Origin of the sequence: Nitratireductor sp. OM-1 (assembly GCF_003296175.1) — a bacterium.
Classification (GTDB): Bacteria; Pseudomonadota; Alphaproteobacteria; order Rhizobiales; family Rhizobiaceae; genus Nitratireductor; species Nitratireductor aquimarinus.
On sequence record NZ_CP029208.1, the window covers coordinates 1,335,162 to 1,351,301 of the forward strand.

The following is a 16,140-nucleotide window of genomic DNA, read 5'->3' on the forward strand; positions in this document are numbered from 1 at the left end:
ATTCCGGCGTCTGACGCTTCCGCTTTCATAATTTGCCGATATCCGCGATGCGGATACAATAGGGCTTTCCCCGCAAGAAGGTGCTCCATGCCGTCTTCCGCTCCCTCACAACGCCAGCTCCGCGTCGGCGAGCAGGTCCGTCACGCAATCTCGCAGGCGCTGCAGCGCGGCGATGTCAGCGACGATGCGCTCGCCAATACGGTGATTTCGGTTTCCGAGGTGCGCATGTCGCCGGACCTCAAGATCGCCACGGCCTATGTTTCGCCGCTGGGCGCTGCCGACAAGGATGTGGTCGTCGCGGCGCTCAACCGCCATGCGCGCTACATTCGCGGCCGTATCACCCCGGCCCTGCGGCAGATGAAATACATGCCGGAGCTGCGGTTCCGGGTGGATGACAGTTTCGAGAATTTCAACAAGATTGATCGCCTTCTGAAGTCGCCGGAAGTGGCCCGCGACCTGGGGGACGACGACGGCAATGAGGATGATCTTTGATGGCGCGACGCGGTAAGCGAAAGGGACGTCGTATCAATGGCTGGCTGATCCTGGACAAGACAGCCAATATGGGGTCCACCAACGCCGTTTCGAAGATCAAGTGGTTGTTCAATGCGGAGAAAGCGGGCCATGCAGGCACGCTCGATCCGCTGGCTTCCGGCATGCTGCCCATCGCGCTTGGCGATGCGACCAAGACCGTTCCCTTCGTCATGGACGGCGCGAAGGTCTATCGCTTCAAGGTTGCCTGGGGCGAGGAGCGCTCCACCGACGATCTTGAGGGTCCGGTCACCCAGACATCCGACGAGCGCCCGACCGAAGAGGCCGTGCGCGCGCTTCTGCCGAATTACACCGGCATCATCATGCAGACGCCGCCTCAGTATTCCGCCGTGAAGATCGGCGGCGAGCGGGCTTATGATCTTGCCCGCGAGGGCGAGACGGTGGAAATCGCCGCGCGCGAAATCGAGATCGGCCGGCTGGACCTGGTTTCGTTCACGCCGGATGAGGCGGTTTTCGAGGTCGAATGCGGCAAGGGCACCTATGTGCGCAGCCTCGCACGCGACATGGGGCGCGATCTGGGTTGCTACGGCCACATCGCCGAACTGCGCCGTACCGAGGTCTATCCGTTCGTGGACGAACAGCTCGTCACGCTGGAAGCCCTTGAGGAAGCGCTGGAAGACTGCGACCGCGAGGCTGGCGACTTTGCAGCGCTCGACGCCTATCTTCTCGACATTGCAACGGCGCTCGAAGGGCTGCCGGAAGTTGCCGTCACCGATGACGCCGCAGCGCGTCTCAGGCTCGGCAATCCGGTGATCGTGCGCGGACGCGATGCGCCGGTGGAAGCGCCCGAAGCCTGGGCAAGCGCCCGCGGACGACTTGTGGCGCTTGGCGCCGTCGAGGCCGGCATGTTCAAGCCGAAGCGCGTTTTCGCCGCCTGAAGCTGTCGGGGCCCGACCACTCCGATCTCAATCCGGCAACAGAACGATTTCTGCAATTCGCCGCGCAACCCTTGGACGTTTCGTGCATTGTGTACACAAACAAGGCTAGGGTCGGGCGAATTGCATGCAGTCAACGGATAGCGCGTCTCGGGGAACACTGTCTGAGCGCATAGGGGCGTTTGTCTCAGGTCCCAAACCAATCAGCTTCTTTCTGTTCCTCCTGATCGCGGTCACCATCATCCCCGCGATCGGGGTTTCGGTCGTTCTGCTTCAACGCAACAATGAAGCACAGCGCGAAGTGGTGACGACACTGGCCGAAGCCATGGCCGGTTCCATCGCCGAGGCGGTGGACCGCGAATTGAGCGGCATGAACACCACGCTGCGCGTCCTCTCCACCACGCCGTCGCTGACCGAGGGCGACATGGAGGATTTCTACTACCGCGCCAAGCTTGCCCTGGCGGGCAGCGGCTCCAACCTGCGCGTGCTGGACGAGAACTTCAAACCGCTGCTCAACACGAATGTGCCGTTTGGCGAGGCTTTGCAGCCCTTTGATGATCCTCTGGTCGCCGAGGCGGCATTGAAGGGCAAGGCCACGGTCACCTCGGGCGTTCTGTTCGGCAAGCTCGCCGGCAAGTGGAGCTTCAAGGTGGTCAAGCCGTTCTTTCCCGATTCCGGACCACCGCGCACGCTCGTGATGACGCGCTATGCGGATACGCTGACGGACGTGCTGTCCCAGCAGATGCTGCGTGGCGGCTGGAACGCCTCGGTGGTGGACAAGAACAACACCGTGGTCGCTTCGTCCTTCATGTCTTCGGAGGTCGGGAAGCCGTTCTTCCTGGATCTGGAGGGCGATGGCATCTACCGCGAGGCGGAGCCAGCGGAGGGCCGGGAGGGCGGCACCTATATCACGATCATCGATGAATCGGGCTTCAGCGGCTGGAAATCCGTGGTCTGGGCTTCCACCACGACGATCGAGGAGCCCATGCGTTATTCGCTGCGCATGCTTCTGGCTGGCGGTCTTCTGGTCATCGCCATCGGCGCATTCGCGGCATGGCTTCTCGGTCGGCAGATCGCCGGGCCGGTGCGCCGGCTTGCACGTGATGCGCGACGGCTGGGGGCGGGCGAACCGGTCCACGCCATCGAATATCCGATTGCCGAGGTCGCAACCGTGTCCTCTGCACTTGCCGAAGCCGCGCTTGACCGAGAGCAGGCGGAAAACGAGATCCGTCTTCTCATGCGCGAGGTGGCGCATCGCTCGAAGAACCAGCTCACCGTGGTTTCGTCCATGGCCAAGCAGACGGCGCGCAGTTCGCGCACCTTCGCCGGTTTCCAGGATGCGTTCCAGAAGCGCCTGTACGGTCTGGCGCGCTCCACCGATCTGCTCATCGCCGGCGGTGCGGCCGGCGTGGAACTCCATGAACTTCTGTCGGTGCAGGTCGATCCGTTCCGCCCCGACAGCCCTGATCGCCTGACGATGAACGGTCCGAAATTCCGTCTCGCAAACCAGCCGGCCCAGACTATTGGTCTTGCCGTGCACGAACTGGCGACCAACGCCGCCAAGTATGGTGCGTTTTCGAACAATGACGGGCGTCTCGACATCACCTGGAAAATCAGGGACGACATGCTGGTCATCAACTGGCGTGAACATGTGGCGCGGGCGCGCCGGCGCACAAACCGTCGCGGTTTCGGCACGGAGATCATCGATCGCATGGTGGGCGGTACGCTGGACGCGGAGATTTCACGTGTCTTCCACCGTGACGGGCTGGAATGCGTGTTCAAGATTCCGGTCGACAGGCTCGAGCCGGATCTCACCAAAGCGGCGCGCGGCGAGGAGCCCCAGGGCTGAGCGGCGGGCTGAGCGGCGGCGCAACGGACAATGTTTGGGCTGGTAATCGCATGCGATTTCGCCTATATGCCAGCCATCATTGCGCCTTGAGTGCGCATTGTTGAATGGCCCCGGCTGGACGACATCCCGGCTGAGGGCGACCCTTTTCCCTAAATTCCAGAAAGGAAGCCGATGTCGATTACTGCAGAGCGCAAACAGGATTTGCTGAAAGAATTTGCCACCGTTCAGGGCGACACGGGTTCTCCGGAAGTCCAGGTCGCTATTCTGACCGAGCGGATCAAGAACCTCACCGAGCACTTCAAGGACCACAAGAAGGACAACCACTCCCGTCGTGGCCTCCTGAAGCTCGTCTCCCAGCGTCGCCGTCTTCTGGACTATCTGAAGAAGAAGGACGAAGGCCGCTACAAGACGCTGATCGAGAAGCTCGGACTGCGGCGCTAAGCTGATTTGGCCGGCGGATACCAAGGGGTGTCCGCCGGTCTCATTTGGGCATGCGAAAGATTTGCATGTCTCACGGCTCCGGCCAGGCATGATTGCGACGGCGGCTTTGCCGCCATCTCATGCCTGCAAGACCGGATAGCCGAGGCCCTAATGGACAGGTCATGGGGCAGGATTGCAGGATGCTTGCGGCGCAAAGCCGGCCAAACCCAAGCCTCCCGTTGTCTTGCCCGTGGCTCGTCCGACAACGAAGCAGAGCCGGAGAGACGCGCAGCCAGGCGTTGGCGCACCCTCCGGCGCAAAAGGACAAGATATGTTCAAGCACCACAAAGTTGAGATCGAATGGGGCGGCCGTCCGCTCATTCTTGAGACCGGCCAGATTGCCCGTCAGGCAGACGGCGCAGTGCTCGCCACCTATGGCGAGACCGTTGTTCTCGCAACCGTCGTTTCCGCGAAAGAGCCGAAGCCGGGCTTCGACTTCTTCCCGCTGACCGTCAACTACCAGGAAAAGACCTTTGCCGCCGGCAAGATCCCGGGTGGCTACTTCAAGCGCGAAGGCCGTCCGAGCGAGAAGGAGACGCTGGTCTCCCGCCTGATCGACCGCCCGATCCGCCCGCTCTTTGTCGATGGCTACAAGAACGACACGCAGGTCATCGCCACCGTGCTGCAGCACGATCTGGAGAATGATCCGGACATCGTCGCCATGGTTGCCGTTTCCGCAGCGCTCACGCTCTCCGGTGTTCCCTTCATGGGCCCGATCGGCGCAGCGCGCGTTGGCTACATCGGTGGTGAGTACGTCCTCAACCCGCATGTCGACGAGATGGAAGAGACCAAGCTCGACCTCGTCGTCGCCGGTACGGGCGATGCCGTTCTGATGGTGGAATCGGAAGCTCAGCAGCTCCCCGAGGACGTCATGCTCGGCGCCGTCATGTTCGGCCACAAGAACTTCCAGCCGGTCATCGACGCGGTCATCAAGCTCGCCGAAGTTGCCGCCAAGGAACCCCGCGACTTCACGCCGCCGGATCTCTCCGAGCTCGAAGGCGAGATGCTCAAGATCGTCGAAAGCGATCTGCGCGAAGCCTACAAGATCACCGACAAGCAGAAGCGCTACGACGCCGTTGACGCCGCCAAGGCGAAGGTGAAAGAGACGCTCCTGCCGGAAGGCGAGGAAGAGACCAAGTGGTCGGCCGAGCAGGTCAACACGGTCTTCAAGAGCCTGCAGGGCAAGATCGTTCGCTGGAACATCCTCGACACCGGCGGCCGCATCGACGGACGCGACCTGAAGACGGTTCGCCCGATCGCAGCCCAGGCAGGTCTTCTGCCGCGCACGCACGGTTCCGCGCTCTTCACCCGTGGTGAGACGCAGGCCCTCGTGGTTGCAACGCTGGGCACCGGCGAAGACGAGCAGTTCATCGACTCGCTCACCGGCACCTACAAGGAGGCTTTCCTCCTGCACTACAACTTCCCGCCCTACTCCGTGGGCGAGACGGGCCGCATGGGTTCGCCCGGCCGTCGTGAGATCGGTCATGGCAAGCTCGCATGGCGCGCCATCCACCCGATGCTGCCGGAAGCGGACCAGTTCCCCTACACGCTGCGCGTCGTTTCCGAGGTCACCGAGTCCAACGGTTCGTCCTCCATGGCAACCGTCTGCGGCACCTCGCTGGCCCTCATGGACGCCGGCGTGCCGCTGGCAAAGCCGGTTGCCGGCATCGCCATGGGCCTGATCAAGGAAGACGAGCGCTTCGCCGTTCTCTCCGACATCCTGGGTGACGAAGATCACCTCGGCGACATGGACTTCAAGGTCGCCGGCACGGATGAGGGCATCACCTCGCTCCAGATGGACATCAAGATCGATGGCATCACCGAGGAGATCATGCAGATCGCCCTCGACCAGGCCAAGGACGGCCGTCTGCACATTCTCGGCGAGATGGCCAAGGCCCTTTCCGAGAGCCGTGGTGAGCTGGGTGAGTTCGCTCCGCGCATCGAGGTCATGCAGATCCCGACCGACAAGATCCGCGACGTGATCGGTTCCGGCGGCAAGGTGATCCGCGAGATCGTCGAGAAGACCGGCGCCAAGATCAACATCGAGGACGACGGCACCGTGAAGATCGCTTCTTCCAACGCCAAGGAAATCGAAGCAGCGAAGAAGTGGATCCACTCCATCACGGCAGAGCCGGAAGTGGGCGAGATCTACGAAGGCACGGTCGTCAAGACCGCCGACTTCGGCGCATTCGTGAACTTCTTCGGTCCGCGCGACGGTCTGGTGCACATCTCGCAGCTCGCGCAGGAGCGCGTTGGCAAGACCACCGACGTCGTCAAGGAAGGCGACAAGGTGTTCGTGAAGCTGATGGGCTTCGATGAGCGCGGCAAGGTTCGCCTCTCCATGAAGGTCGTCGACCAGGAGACGGGCAAGGAAATCGTCCGCGAGAAGAAGAAGGAAGAGGCCGAGGACGCCGAGGGCTGATCCCGCTTCCCTTCTGAACCAACATGCGGGCGCGGCCATTCAGGTCGCGCCCGTTTTCATATCCGGAACCGCATCCATGACCGACACACCGCTTCCCACCCTACTGTTTCCATTCGAGCGCGGGCTGATCGATCCGCCGGGCGAGGGGGAGCGTGTGCTTTTTCTGGGCGCGCCGGGCGGCCTGCTGCTGCCGTCCGACTTCTCGGGAAGTCTCACGGCCATTCAGGGCTATCGGCCCGACTATCTGGCGCTCAGCCAGGCTGGCGTGACCGTGGAGCCGGAGCCGGTGGGCGAGGGCTATGACATGGCGCTTGTCCTGCTTGGCAGGCACCGGCGTGAGAACGAACAGCGCCTTGCCGAGGCTTTGAACCGGACGCGCGCCGGCGCGCTCATCATTGCGGCCTGCGCCAAGAAAGACGGCGGCGGCAGCGTGCGCAAGCGCATGGCGTCGCTGGTGGAGCTTGAGGATCATGCCTCCAAGCATCATGGTGTCGTGTTCTGGCTGCGCCGGCCTGAGCGGCTGGAGCCTGCGCTGATGGCCGAGCTGAGCGCCGGCGACAGCGAGGCGGACGGTTTCACCACCGCAGCCGGCGGCTTTTCCGATGACGGTATCGATCCGGGCTCGGCGCTTCTCGTTGAATGCCTGCCGGACAATCTGTCAGGCGTGATAGCCGATTTCGCGGCTGGCTGGGGCTACCTCTCCGTTGCCGCGGCCGAGCGCGCAACTGAGGTGAAGAGTATCGATCTCTATGAGGCGCATCACGCGTCGCTGGAGGCGGCGCGGCGCAACATGGCCGCAAGGGCGCCGCAGATGCCGGCGCGCTTCTTCTGGCAGGACCTTCTGGGAGAGCCGGTGAACGAGCGCTATGACGTGATCCTGATGAACCCGCCCTTCCATCGCAGCCGGGCTGCTGAGCCCGATATGGGCCATGCGATGATCGCGGCGGCGGCAAAGGCGCTCAAGCCGCGCGGGCGGCTGTTCCTCGTCGCCAACAGGCAGCTTCCCTATGAAGAGAGCCTCCAAAAGCATTTCGCGGCACAGGGTGAGCTGCGCCGCGATACGGTGTTCAAGGTTTTGTGGGCCCGCAAGTAGCGGGCCGATCTGATCCGGTTCAGTCGTCGCCGGTGGCGGCGCTGATCCGCTTCAGCTCTTCCATGGTGGGCATGGAAACGGTGTTGTAGCCGGAATCCACATAGTGGATTTCGCCGGTCACGCCGGACGACAGGTCGGACAGGAGGTAAAGCGCCGATCCGCCGATCTCGTCGATCACCACAGTGCGCCGCAGCGGCGCATTGCGCTGCTGGTAGGAGAACATGTAGCGGGCGTCGGAGATGCCGGCGCCAGCCAGGGTGCGCACCGGGCCTGCCGAGATCGCGTTGACGCGGATGTTGCGCGGGCCGTAGTCGCTCGCCAGATACCGCACGCTTGCCTCAAGACCGGCCTTGGCCACGCCCATCACGTTGTAATTGGGCATGACGCGGGTGGAACCCGCATAGGTCAGCGTCAGCATCTGCCCGCCATTGTCCATCATTTCAGCCGCCTTGCGGGCAACTTCCGTGAAGGAATAGCAGGAGATCACCATGGTGCGCACGAAGTTCTCGCGCGTGGTGTTGGCGTAGAGGCCCTTCAGCTCGTTGCGGTCGGAGAAACCGATCGCGTGAACGATGAAGTCGAGAGAACCCCACTCTTCCTTCAGACCGTCGAAGACGGAATTGATGGAAGCGCTGTCTTCCACGTCGCACGGGAAGAGCAGCTTGGAGTTCACTTTCTCGGCCAGCGGCTTCACACGGCGGCCAAAAGCATCGCCCTGATAGGTGAAGGCAAGCTCCGCGCCCTGTTCGGCAAGCTTCTTGGCAATGCCCCAGGCAATCGAATGGTCGTTGGCGACCCCCATAATGAGGCCGCGCTTACCCTTCATCAAACCGTCCATGGACCTTATCTCAACCTGCGTAGCGCTGGAAAACCAGCGTGGCGTTGGTGCCGCCAAAGCCGAAGGAGTTGGAAAGCACAGTGTCGATCTTGGCGTTGTCGATGCGCTTGCGCACGATCGGCGCGCCCTCGAACTCGGGGTCGAGCTCGGTGATGTGCGCGCTCTCGCCGATGAAGCCTGCCTGCATCATCAGGATCGAGTAGATCGATTCCTGTGCGCCTGCGCCGCCGAGCGAGTGACCGGTCAGCGACTTGGTCGATGCGATGTGCGGGATCTTGTCGCCGAACACCTGGCGGATCGCTTCGATCTCGCGGGAATCGCCCACCGGCGTCGCCGTGCCATGCGTGTTGATGTAATCGACATCGCCGGTCACCGTGGAGAGCGCCTGCTTCATGCAGCGCACCGCGCCTTCACCCGAAGGAGCAACCATGTCGAAACCGTCGGAGGTCGCGCCATAGCCGGTCAGCTCGGCATAGATCTTCGCACCGCGCGCCTTGGCGTGCTCGAGCTCTTCCAGAACCAGAACGCCCGCGCCGCCAGCGATGACGAAGCCGTCACGCGTCGCGTCATACGCACGCGAGGCCGTGGCCGGCGTGTCGTTGTGCTTGGAGGACATGGCGCCCATGGCGTCGAAGAGGTTCGACATGGTCCAGTCGAGATCTTCGTGGCCGCCGGCGAACATGATGTCCTGCTTGCCCCACTGGATCAATTCCGCCGCATTGCCGATGCAGTGTGCGGAGGTCGAGCAGGCCGACGAGATCGAGTAGTTCACGCCGTGGATCTTGAACCAGGTGGCGAGCGTCGCCGACGCCGTCGAAGACATGGCCTTCGGCACGGCGAACGGTCCGATGCGCTTGGGCGAGCCCTTTTCGATGGTCGTCTGCGCGGCTTCAAAGATGGTGCGGGTGGACGGACCGCCCGAACCCATGATGATGCCGGTGCGCTCGTTGGTGATGTCGCCTTCCTCGAGGCCGGAGTCGGCAATCGCCTGCTCCATGGCCACGTGGTTCCATGCGCCGCCCTTCGAGAGGAAGCGCATGGCGCGGCGGTCGACGACCTCAGCCGGATCGAGCGTCGGTGCGCCCCATACCTGGCAACGGAAGCCGTGTTCGGCGAAATCTTCCGAGAACGAAATGCCCGATTTCGCATCGCGCAGCGAGGCGGTTACCTCGTCTGCGTCGTTGCCAATCGAGGATACGATTCCGAGACCGGTGACGACGACACGTCTCATGATGCTCTCCTTGGGCCGAACGTCGGCCGCCAGTCAGTAATTGAAAATCAGGCTTCCTGCTTGGCCAGGCCGACGCGCAGGTCGGTTGCCTTGTAGATCTGTTCGCCATCGGCCTTGAGCCAGCCATCAGCGATGCCGAGCACGAGGCGGCCCTTCATCACCCGCTTGAAGTCGATGCCGTATTCGACCTTCTTCACGTCAGGCGTGACCATGCCCTTGAACTTCACTTCCCCGGTGGAGAGCGCCATGCCCTTGCCGGGTAAGCCAAGCCAGCCGAGGTAGAAGCCGGTCAGCTGCCACATGGCGTCGAGGCCAAGGCAGCCAGGCATCACCGGGTTGCCGATGAAGTGGCAGGGGAAGAACCAGAGGTCCGGCTTGATGTCGAACTCGGCGCGGGCATAGCCCTTTCCGAACTCACCGCCCTCTTCCTGAATGTCGGTGATGCGGTCGAACATCAACATGGGCGGAGCAGGCAACTGGGCGTTGCCGGGTCCAAAAAGTTCACCCCGGCCGCAGGCCAGGAGATCTTCGTAGTCGTAGCTGTTCTTCGTTTGCGCCATCAAAAGCCATCCCGTCCATGGTCCGGTCGTGCCGAAACCTTTCTTGTCATTGTGCGCTCTCCCTATCACAGCTTGTTTCTTGCTGGAAACAGCCGTTGTGGGAATTTGCAAAACCGGCCATGACTGCCCCCGAAAAACTGCCGCTATTGATCGCTTTGAATGGAGCGAATATATGTCGGATGAAGAAAATGCTGCAGCCAGAGCCGGGAAATACAATCCGGGGCTCATGCAACAGGAAAGACGGACGGTTTCATTGTCTATCTCGAATGAAGGACAGAACGTCACGCTGGAAGAGCGTTTGAGGAATGCGGGCCTGCGCCCGACACGCCAGCGCATCGCGCTTGCCGATCTCCTCTTCGCCTCCGGTGACCGCCATGTCTCGGCCGAGGCGCTGCATGAGGAAGCCCAGCATGCCGGCTTCTCCGTTTCGCTTGCCACCGTCTACAACACGCTGCACCAGTTCACCGAGGCGGGCATGCTGCGCATCGTTCAGGTGGAAGGCGCACGCACCTATTTCGACACCAATGTGTCCGATCACCATCACTTCTTCTTCGAGGAAGACGAGACGGTGTTCGACATTCCCTCGCGTGGCGTCGAGGTCCGCAACCTTCCCGAACCGCCGGAAGGTATGGAAATCGCGAATGTCGATATCGTTGTGAGACTGCGCCGCAAGCGCCACTAGAGCAATTCCAGGAAAAGTGGGAACCGGTTTTCCGTCCGGAATTGCGCAAAAACAAAACACTCGAGCGTTTTTGCAATTTCAGGAAAAGTGGGAACGCTCCAGATCCCGTGCATCCAGCCGGATGCGCGAAGGACGCGCCAGCCCCCTGCGTTTACTTTTCAGTCCTATATTCTAAGGCTGCGGCGTTCGCCGTCCGCCATCAATCCTTGATCGTTTCGCCGGGATAGGCGCCCCAGATCTGCGACTGGTTCACCCAGCCCGAATAGCCGGCGAATTCCATTTCGCACCAGTCTCCGTTGCAGAGCTTGATGGAGCCGATCGCGCCGGGCTCGATATGGGCCACGAGGCGCGCGTCTTCCTGCGGGTCGGCGCGCAGTTCGATATCGGCTTCCTTGCCCTTGAACCACGGGGCCGCGATGGCCGTGCGGCGGCCTGAAAGCAGCGCCTGGTTGATCCAGCCTTCTGCGCCATCGGCGTCGCGCACGCGCCGCCAGTTGTCGTATTCCTGGATGATCTCCATCGGCAGACCGGACTTCATGTACATCCAGTTCACCGCGTAGCTCAGCCCAGGGCCGACGCGCATGTTCACGCGGCTCGATTTCAGGCTGACGAAACGGGGCAGGGGCAGCCCGCTCGGGCCGACCTTCTCATTCGGTTCAGTGTTTGCCTGTGCATGTGTCGTCATTGGCGTCGCAACCAGCATGGCGACGGCAAGGGCTGCAAACAGTGAACGGAATGGCGCGTTGGCCGGCATTGCGGAACTCCCGGTAACCTTGTTCTGGCGGAACGAGCGCTTCCACCCTTTTTCTTTGTCTTGGCCGCCACCGCTTGATAGAGAGAAGGCAGCCCGGCTCGGCATTGCAGTGTCGCGTATCTTGGTTAAAGAGGTATCAACAGGGCGTTATTTTGGAGACCATATGACCGTCAGGAAGAAGCCTCTCGTCGTCATCACCCGCAAGCTGCCGGATCAGGTCGAAACGCGCATGCGCGAACTGTTCGACGCGCGCCTCAATCTCGACGACAGGCGGATGACGCAGCCCGAACTGGTGGCTGCGGTCAAGGAAGCCGACGTTCTTGTTCCCACGATCACGGACCGGATCGACGCCGCCCTCATCGCGCAGGCCGGCGACCAGCTCAAGCTGATCGCCAATTTCGGCAATGGCGTCGACAATGTCGATGTGGTGGCCGCCGCCAAGAAGGGCATCACCGTCACCAACACGCCCAATGTTCTCAATGAAGACACGGCCGACATGACCATGGCGCTCATGCTCGCCGTGCCGCGCCGTCTGACCGAGGGCGCAGAGGTTCTGCGCAGCGGCGGAAAATGGGATGGCTGGTCGCCCACATGGATGCTGGGACACCGCATCTGGGGCAAGCGTCTTGGCATTGTCGGCATGGGTCGCGTCGGCACCGCCGTGGCGCGGCGCGCAAAGGCGTTCGGCCTGTCGATCCACTATCACAACCGTCAGCGGGTTTCCCCGGCCATCGAAGACGAGCTGGAAGCAACCTATTGGGACAGCCTCGACCAGATGCTGGCCCGCATGGACATCATCTCCGTCAACTGCCCTTCAACGCCTGCAACCTTCCATCTCCTGTCGGCGCGCCGGCTGGAGCTGATGCAGCCGCGCGCCTATCTGGTGAACACGGCCCGCGGCGATGTGGTGGACGAGGACGCGCTGATCCGCCTGGTCGAAGAGGGCAAGCTGGCAGGCGCAGGGCTCGACGTCTTCGAGCATGAGCCGTCGGTCAATCCCAAGCTTCTCAAGCTCGCGAAGAAGAACAAGATCGTGATTCTGCCGCATATGGGCTCGGCGACCATTGAGGGTCGCATCGACATGGGCGAGAAGGTCATCATCAACATCCGCACCTTCTTCGACGGTCACCGCCCGCCGGACCGGGTTCTGCCGAAAAACGTCTGAGCAGACGACTCATTGCCTTGTGGGCTTGATCACTGCGTGGTGTTCGCCGCGCAGCGATTTCGTTTGCCCAAGGTTTCCTGACCGTCGCGTGGTGCGTGGTTCGACAAGCTCACCATGAGGGACGGGGGTGCCTTGCAGGAAAACTGGTTCGGAGGCTCGGGGAACTCTACCGCTCCTCTATACAGCCCCCGCCCCTCATGGTGAGCTTGTCGAACCACGCAGGGCATCAATGCAGCATTGCGGCGGGTTGCGCGCTCTCAGCCCGCACGCCGCCGGTATTTCACGGTTTCAAAACGGGCTGCCAGCGCATCGTAAAGCAGCAGGCGGCCGATCAGCGGTTCACCCGCTCCGGTGATCAGCTTGATCACCTCCATCGCCTCCAGCGTTCCCATCACGCCGGTCAGCGCGCCGACAATGCCGGCTTCCGCGCAGCTTGGCACCAGTCCCGCCGGCGGCGGCTCGGGAAAGAGATCGCGATAGCCCGGCAGCGGGTTGCCGTCGCCGTCCCGCTCGAAGGGCTTGAGCACGGTCAGCGACCCATCGAAGCGGCCCACCGCCGCCGTCACGAGCGGGCGCTCAACCGCCGCGCATGTGTCGGCCAGAAGGTAGCGCGTGGCGAAATTGTCCGAGCCGTCCACCACGATGTCATAGGCGGCGATGATGCCGGCGGCGTTCTCCGCATCAAGCCGCTTCACATGCGTTTCGACCGTCACATGCGGGTTGATGCGGAGAATGCTTGCCCGGGCGCTCTCCACCTTCTCCATGCCGACACTGCCCGTGTCGTGGATCACCTGACGCTGCAGGTTGGAGAGCGACACCGTGTCGTCGTCGATCACGCCCAGCGTGCCGATGCCGGCAGCCGCCAGATAGCTCAGAACCGGTGCGCCGAGCCCGCCTGCGCCAATCACCAGAACCCGTGCCTTCTTGAGCTTCTGCTGCCCGGCGCCGCCGATCTCCGGCAGAACGATGTGGCGGGCATAGCGCTCCAGCTCGGTGTCGGAAAGGGCGGCGGGGGATGTGGTTGTCTCGGTCATGCGGCGATCTTATCCAGCAGGAGGGAGAGTGTCAGCGTGGTTCGTGGATCGCGCCGGCCGATACGGAGAAAAACTGCGCGCGGCCTTCGATGGCCGAGAACAGGCTTGCCTCCGTGCCGGTCATGAAGGCCTGACAGTTCAGCTCTTCGAGAATCGAGAAGAGCGCTGCCCGCCGGTCCGGATCAAAATGCGCGGAGATCTCGTCCAGCAGAAGGATGGGCGCGCTGCCCGAAAGCTCGCCGGTCAGGCGCGCATGAGCGAGAATCAGCCCCACGAGAAGCGCCTTCTGCTCGCCGGTGGAACAGCGTGCGGCGGGCATGTCCTTGGGCACGTGGCGCACCAGAAGCTCGCTGCGGTGCGGGCCTTCCAGCGTGCGGCCGGCAGCGCGGTCGCGCGGGCGGTGGTCGCGCAGGAGCCGGCGGAACATTTCCTCGACATCCACGGCGGCGTTCTGGCCGATCTCCGCATCGATCGTGCCTTCGAGCGCAATCTCGGCGGTGGGGAAGGGGCCATCGGCGGGCAGGCGCTCATTCATCGTCGCCAGAAGGCGCACCATCTCGGCGCGGGCCGCTGCAATCGCCACGCCGGTTTCGGCCATCTGGGTCTCGATGGCGTCGAACCAGCCGGCATCGCGCGAATCCTCTGACAGAAGGCGATTGCGCGCACGCATCGCCTTCTCATAGTCGAGCGCGCGACGGCCATGGGCCGGGTCGATGGCCAGAACGAGACGGTCGAGAAAGCGGCGGCGGTCGCCGGCAGGCCCGGTGAACAGCGCATCCATGGCCGGCGTCAGCCACAATACGCGCACCCATTCGAGCATGGCGTCGGCGGTGCGCGCCGTTTCGCCATTGATGCGCAGGCGGCGGCCGGTTTCAGCGCCCGGCTGCATTCCGGCGGTGCCGGTGCCGATCTCGCATTCGCCGAAAGGCCCTTCAAGCCTTGCATGGATGGCAAAGCCCGTTTCAGCGCCCACGCGCGCAACATCGTCGAACTTGGCGCGGCGCAGGCCCCGGCCGGGGGAGAGGAAGGAAACGGCTTCGAGCAGGTTCGTCTTGCCGGCGCCGTTCTCGCCGGTCAAAACCACGGCGCCCGGCGCGAGATCCAGCGCCAGGGCGTGATAATTGCGGAAGTCGGTCAGGCTGAGCCTGGTTACGTGAACCTGGGCTACGGGCTGCCTGCCGGATGTCTGCTCGACCAAGGGAGAGCCATCGACGCCTAGACGCGCATCGGCATCAGAACGTAGAGCGTGCTTTCGTCGCCTTCATCCTGCACGAGCGTCGGCGAACCGGCATCGGCCAGGAGGAAGCGTGCATTGCCGCCCGAAAGCTGCGCCGCCACATCCAGAAGATAGCGGGCGTTGAAGCCGATCTCGATGGGGTCGGATGCGTAATCCGCCGCCAGCTCTTCCGTTGCCGAGCCCGAATCCGGGTTGTTGACGGTGAGCGTCACCTGGCCCTCGGCGATGGTCAGCTTCACGGCGCGACCGCGCTCGGAAGAGATGGTCGAAACGCGGTCCACGGCAGAAGCGAAGGTCTGGCGGTCGATCACCAGCTGCTTGTCATTGCCGGTCGGGATCACGCGCTGATAGTCGGGGAAGGTGCCGTCGATCAGCTTCGAAGTCAGGATCACGCTGCCGATTGTGAAGCGGATCTTCGTGTCCGAAAGCTCAACCGTCACGGCCACGTCGGGCGCGTCCACCAGCTTCTGCAGCTCACCCACGGTCTTGCGGGGAATGATGATGCCCGGCATGCCTTCGGAGCCGGCCGGCGCTTCCATCTCGGCGCGCGCAAGTCGGTGTCCGTCGGTTGCCACGGAGCGCAGCTTGAGGCTGCCCTCGGACTCGATCGTGTGCAGGAAGATACCGTTCAGATAATAGCGCGTCTCCTCGGTGGAGATGGCGAACTGCGTCTTCTCGATCAGCGCCTTCAGATCCGCCGAGTCGAGGCGGAAGATGTGCGAGAAATTGCCGGCGGAAAGCTCGGGGAAGTCAGACTGCGGCAGGCACTGGAGGCGGAAGCTGGAACGTCCGGCCATCACCGACATGGCATTGCCGTCTTCGTCCGTCTTCAGCATCACCTCTGCGCCGTCCGGCAGCTTGCGCACGATGTCGTAGAGCAGGTGCGCGGGCACGGTCGTCGCGCCGGCCTGCTCGATTGTCGCGCCCGCAGCCTCGGTCACTTCGAGGTCGAGGTCAGTCGCCTTCAATTGCAGGCTCGCGCCGTCAGCGCTCAGAAGCACGTTGGACAGAATCGGGATGGTGTTGCGGCGCTCCACCACGCGATGAACATGGTTCAGGGACTTCAAAAGGGTGGAGCGTTCCAGAATAACACGCATGACCAATCAATCTCACTTGAATGAAGAATAGCCCGGCAAACATGACGCATGTCCAGGACAGCCGTGAACAGGCTTGATTTGACCCAAAATGACAGGAAATCAACGGGAAACGCAAGCCTGTCATGGGCTCACGCGCTCGTTCGCCGCGCATTCTGGGGAAAAGAAGGCTCCTGGCTGCGGTGCGCCCCCCCTGCCGGGAACAAAAGAGCGCCTTTCCGGCTGGCGGCGGCGCCCCAAAAGGAAAATGCCGGCAGGTTCGAGAACCTGCCGGCCT

At 62.8% G+C, this 16,140-nt stretch carries 15 protein-coding genes; 8 read left to right on the forward strand and 7 right to left on the reverse strand.

From position 1 onward, the window contains the following. Positions 1-87 precede the first annotated feature (87 nt). The 6 genes from rbfA to DEJ54_RS06380 all read left to right on the forward strand — a co-directional run bounded on the left by rbfA (position 88) and on the right by DEJ54_RS06380 (position 7,268). Positions 88-492: a 30S ribosome-binding factor RbfA gene (gene rbfA / locus DEJ54_RS06355; protein ID WP_113153824.1), complete on the forward strand. Its 405-nt coding sequence runs from the start codon at positions 88-90 to the stop codon at positions 490-492. Continuing rightward, a complete protein-coding gene (gene truB, locus DEJ54_RS06360; protein ID WP_113153825.1) occupies positions 492-1,427 on the forward strand; it encodes a tRNA pseudouridine(55) synthase TruB in 936 nt (311 codons plus the stop codon). Before rbfA ends, truB begins: the two co-directional genes overlap by 1 nt. Before the next feature lie 124 nt (positions 1,428-1,551). Further along, positions 1,552-3,273: a sensor histidine kinase gene (locus DEJ54_RS06365; protein WP_113153826.1), complete on the forward strand. Its 1,722-nt coding sequence runs from the start codon at positions 1,552-1,554 to the stop codon at positions 3,271-3,273. A 171-nt stretch (positions 3,274-3,444) separates the two neighbouring features. Then, on the forward strand, positions 3,445-3,714 hold the full coding sequence (gene rpsO / locus DEJ54_RS06370) for a 30S ribosomal protein S15 (protein ID WP_113153827.1): 270 nt from the start codon (positions 3,445-3,447) through the stop codon (positions 3,712-3,714). 310 nt (positions 3,715-4,024) lie between these two features. Continuing rightward, entirely contained in the window at positions 4,025-6,175 is a 2,151-nt protein-coding gene (gene pnp / locus DEJ54_RS06375; RefSeq protein ID WP_113153828.1) for a polyribonucleotide nucleotidyltransferase, read from the forward strand. 76 nt (positions 6,176-6,251) lie between these two features. Continuing rightward, positions 6,252-7,268 (forward strand): class I SAM-dependent methyltransferase, encoded by a 1,017-nt coding sequence (locus DEJ54_RS06380; protein WP_113153829.1) that lies wholly within the window; start codon positions 6,252-6,254, stop codon positions 7,266-7,268. A 19-nt stretch (positions 7,269-7,287) separates the two neighbouring features. Here the strand turns inward: DEJ54_RS06380 and fabI are convergent, their stop codons facing one another. Genes fabI through fabA form a run of 3 tightly spaced genes read right to left on the reverse strand, consistent with a single transcriptional unit; the run spans position 7,288 to position 9,897 of the window. Beyond that, a complete protein-coding gene (fabI, locus tag DEJ54_RS06385) occupies positions 7,288-8,106 on the reverse strand; it encodes an enoyl-ACP reductase FabI (RefSeq protein ID WP_113153830.1) in 819 nt (272 codons plus the stop codon). 10 nt (positions 8,107-8,116) lie between these two features. Next, positions 8,117-9,337 (reverse strand): beta-ketoacyl-ACP synthase I, encoded by a 1,221-nt coding sequence (gene fabB, locus DEJ54_RS06390; protein WP_113153831.1) that lies wholly within the window; start codon positions 9,335-9,337, stop codon positions 8,117-8,119. A 47-nt stretch (positions 9,338-9,384) separates the two neighbouring features. Then, positions 9,385-9,897 (reverse strand): 3-hydroxyacyl-[acyl-carrier-protein] dehydratase FabA, encoded by a 513-nt coding sequence (fabA, locus tag DEJ54_RS06395; RefSeq protein WP_113153832.1) that lies wholly within the window; start codon positions 9,895-9,897, stop codon positions 9,385-9,387. Between the two features lie 253 nt (positions 9,898-10,150). Between fabA and irrA the strand changes: the two genes are divergently transcribed. Next, a complete protein-coding gene (gene irrA / locus DEJ54_RS06400; protein WP_236042250.1) occupies positions 10,151-10,579 on the forward strand; it encodes an iron response transcriptional regulator IrrA in 429 nt (142 codons plus the stop codon). Between the two features lie 199 nt (positions 10,580-10,778). On the opposite strand, the gene DEJ54_RS06405 is transcribed toward irrA, so the two are convergent. Next, positions 10,779-11,333 (reverse strand): SH3 domain-containing protein, encoded by a 555-nt coding sequence (locus DEJ54_RS06405; protein WP_113153833.1) that lies wholly within the window; start codon positions 11,331-11,333, stop codon positions 10,779-10,781. A gap of 163 nt (positions 11,334-11,496) precedes the next feature. Between DEJ54_RS06405 and DEJ54_RS06410 the strand changes: the two genes are divergently transcribed. Next, a complete protein-coding gene (locus DEJ54_RS06410) occupies positions 11,497-12,498 on the forward strand; it encodes a D-glycerate dehydrogenase (protein WP_113153834.1) in 1,002 nt (333 codons plus the stop codon). A gap of 257 nt (positions 12,499-12,755) precedes the next feature. Here DEJ54_RS06410 and DEJ54_RS06415 read toward each other — a convergent pair whose 3' ends face one another. The 3 genes from DEJ54_RS06415 to dnaN are packed head-to-tail and all read right to left on the reverse strand — an operon-like array spanning position 12,756 to position 15,866. Further along, positions 12,756-13,532, reverse strand: coding sequence for a molybdopterin-synthase adenylyltransferase MoeB (locus tag DEJ54_RS06415; protein WP_113153835.1), 777 nt, complete (start codon positions 13,530-13,532; stop codon positions 12,756-12,758). Positions 13,533-13,563: 31 nt separating this feature from the next. After that, positions 13,564-14,730 carry a DNA replication/repair protein RecF gene (gene recF / locus DEJ54_RS06420; protein ID WP_113153836.1) on the reverse strand — a complete coding sequence of 389 codons (1,167 nt, stop codon included), beginning with the start codon at positions 14,728-14,730 and terminating at the stop codon, positions 13,564-13,566. A 17-nt stretch (positions 14,731-14,747) separates the two neighbouring features. After that, on the reverse strand, positions 14,748-15,866 hold the full coding sequence (dnaN, locus tag DEJ54_RS06425; RefSeq protein WP_113153837.1) for a DNA polymerase III subunit beta: 1,119 nt from the start codon (positions 15,864-15,866) through the stop codon (positions 14,748-14,750). Positions 15,867-16,140: the final 274 nt, after the last annotated feature.

What these genes read in the sequence shown, in the direction of transcription:
- rbfA (WP_113153824.1), top strand. Translation starts at nt 88, where the DNA reads ATGCCGTCTTCCGCTCCCTCACAACGCCAGCTCCGCGTCGGCGAGCAG.
- truB (WP_113153825.1), top strand. Translation starts at nt 492, where the DNA reads ATGGCGCGACGCGGTAAGCGAAAGGGACGTCGTATCAATGGCTGGCTG.
- DEJ54_RS06365 (WP_113153826.1), top strand. Translation starts at nt 1,552, where the DNA reads ATGCAGTCAACGGATAGCGCGTCTCGGGGAACACTGTCTGAGCGCATA.
- rpsO (WP_113153827.1), top strand. Translation starts at nt 3,445, where the DNA reads ATGTCGATTACTGCAGAGCGCAAACAGGATTTGCTGAAAGAATTTGCC.
- pnp (WP_113153828.1), top strand. Translation starts at nt 4,025, where the DNA reads ATGTTCAAGCACCACAAAGTTGAGATCGAATGGGGCGGCCGTCCGCTC.
- DEJ54_RS06380 (WP_113153829.1), top strand. Translation starts at nt 6,252, where the DNA reads ATGACCGACACACCGCTTCCCACCCTACTGTTTCCATTCGAGCGCGGG.
- fabI (WP_113153830.1), bottom strand. Translation starts at nt 8,106, where the DNA reads ATGGACGGTTTGATGAAGGGTAAGCGCGGCCTCATTATGGGGGTCGCC.
- fabB (WP_113153831.1), bottom strand. Translation starts at nt 9,337, where the DNA reads ATGAGACGTGTCGTCGTCACCGGTCTCGGAATCGTATCCTCGATTGGC.
- fabA (WP_113153832.1), bottom strand. Translation starts at nt 9,897, where the DNA reads ATGGCGCAAACGAAGAACAGCTACGACTACGAAGATCTCCTGGCCTGC.
- DEJ54_RS06405 (WP_113153833.1), bottom strand. Translation starts at nt 11,333, where the DNA reads ATGCCGGCCAACGCGCCATTCCGTTCACTGTTTGCAGCCCTTGCCGTC.
- DEJ54_RS06410 (WP_113153834.1), top strand. Translation starts at nt 11,497, where the DNA reads ATGACCGTCAGGAAGAAGCCTCTCGTCGTCATCACCCGCAAGCTGCCG.
- DEJ54_RS06415 (WP_113153835.1), bottom strand. Translation starts at nt 13,532, where the DNA reads ATGACCGAGACAACCACATCCCCCGCCGCCCTTTCCGACACCGAGCTG.
- dnaN (WP_113153837.1), bottom strand. Translation starts at nt 15,866, where the DNA reads ATGCGTGTTATTCTGGAACGCTCCACCCTTTTGAAGTCCCTGAACCAT.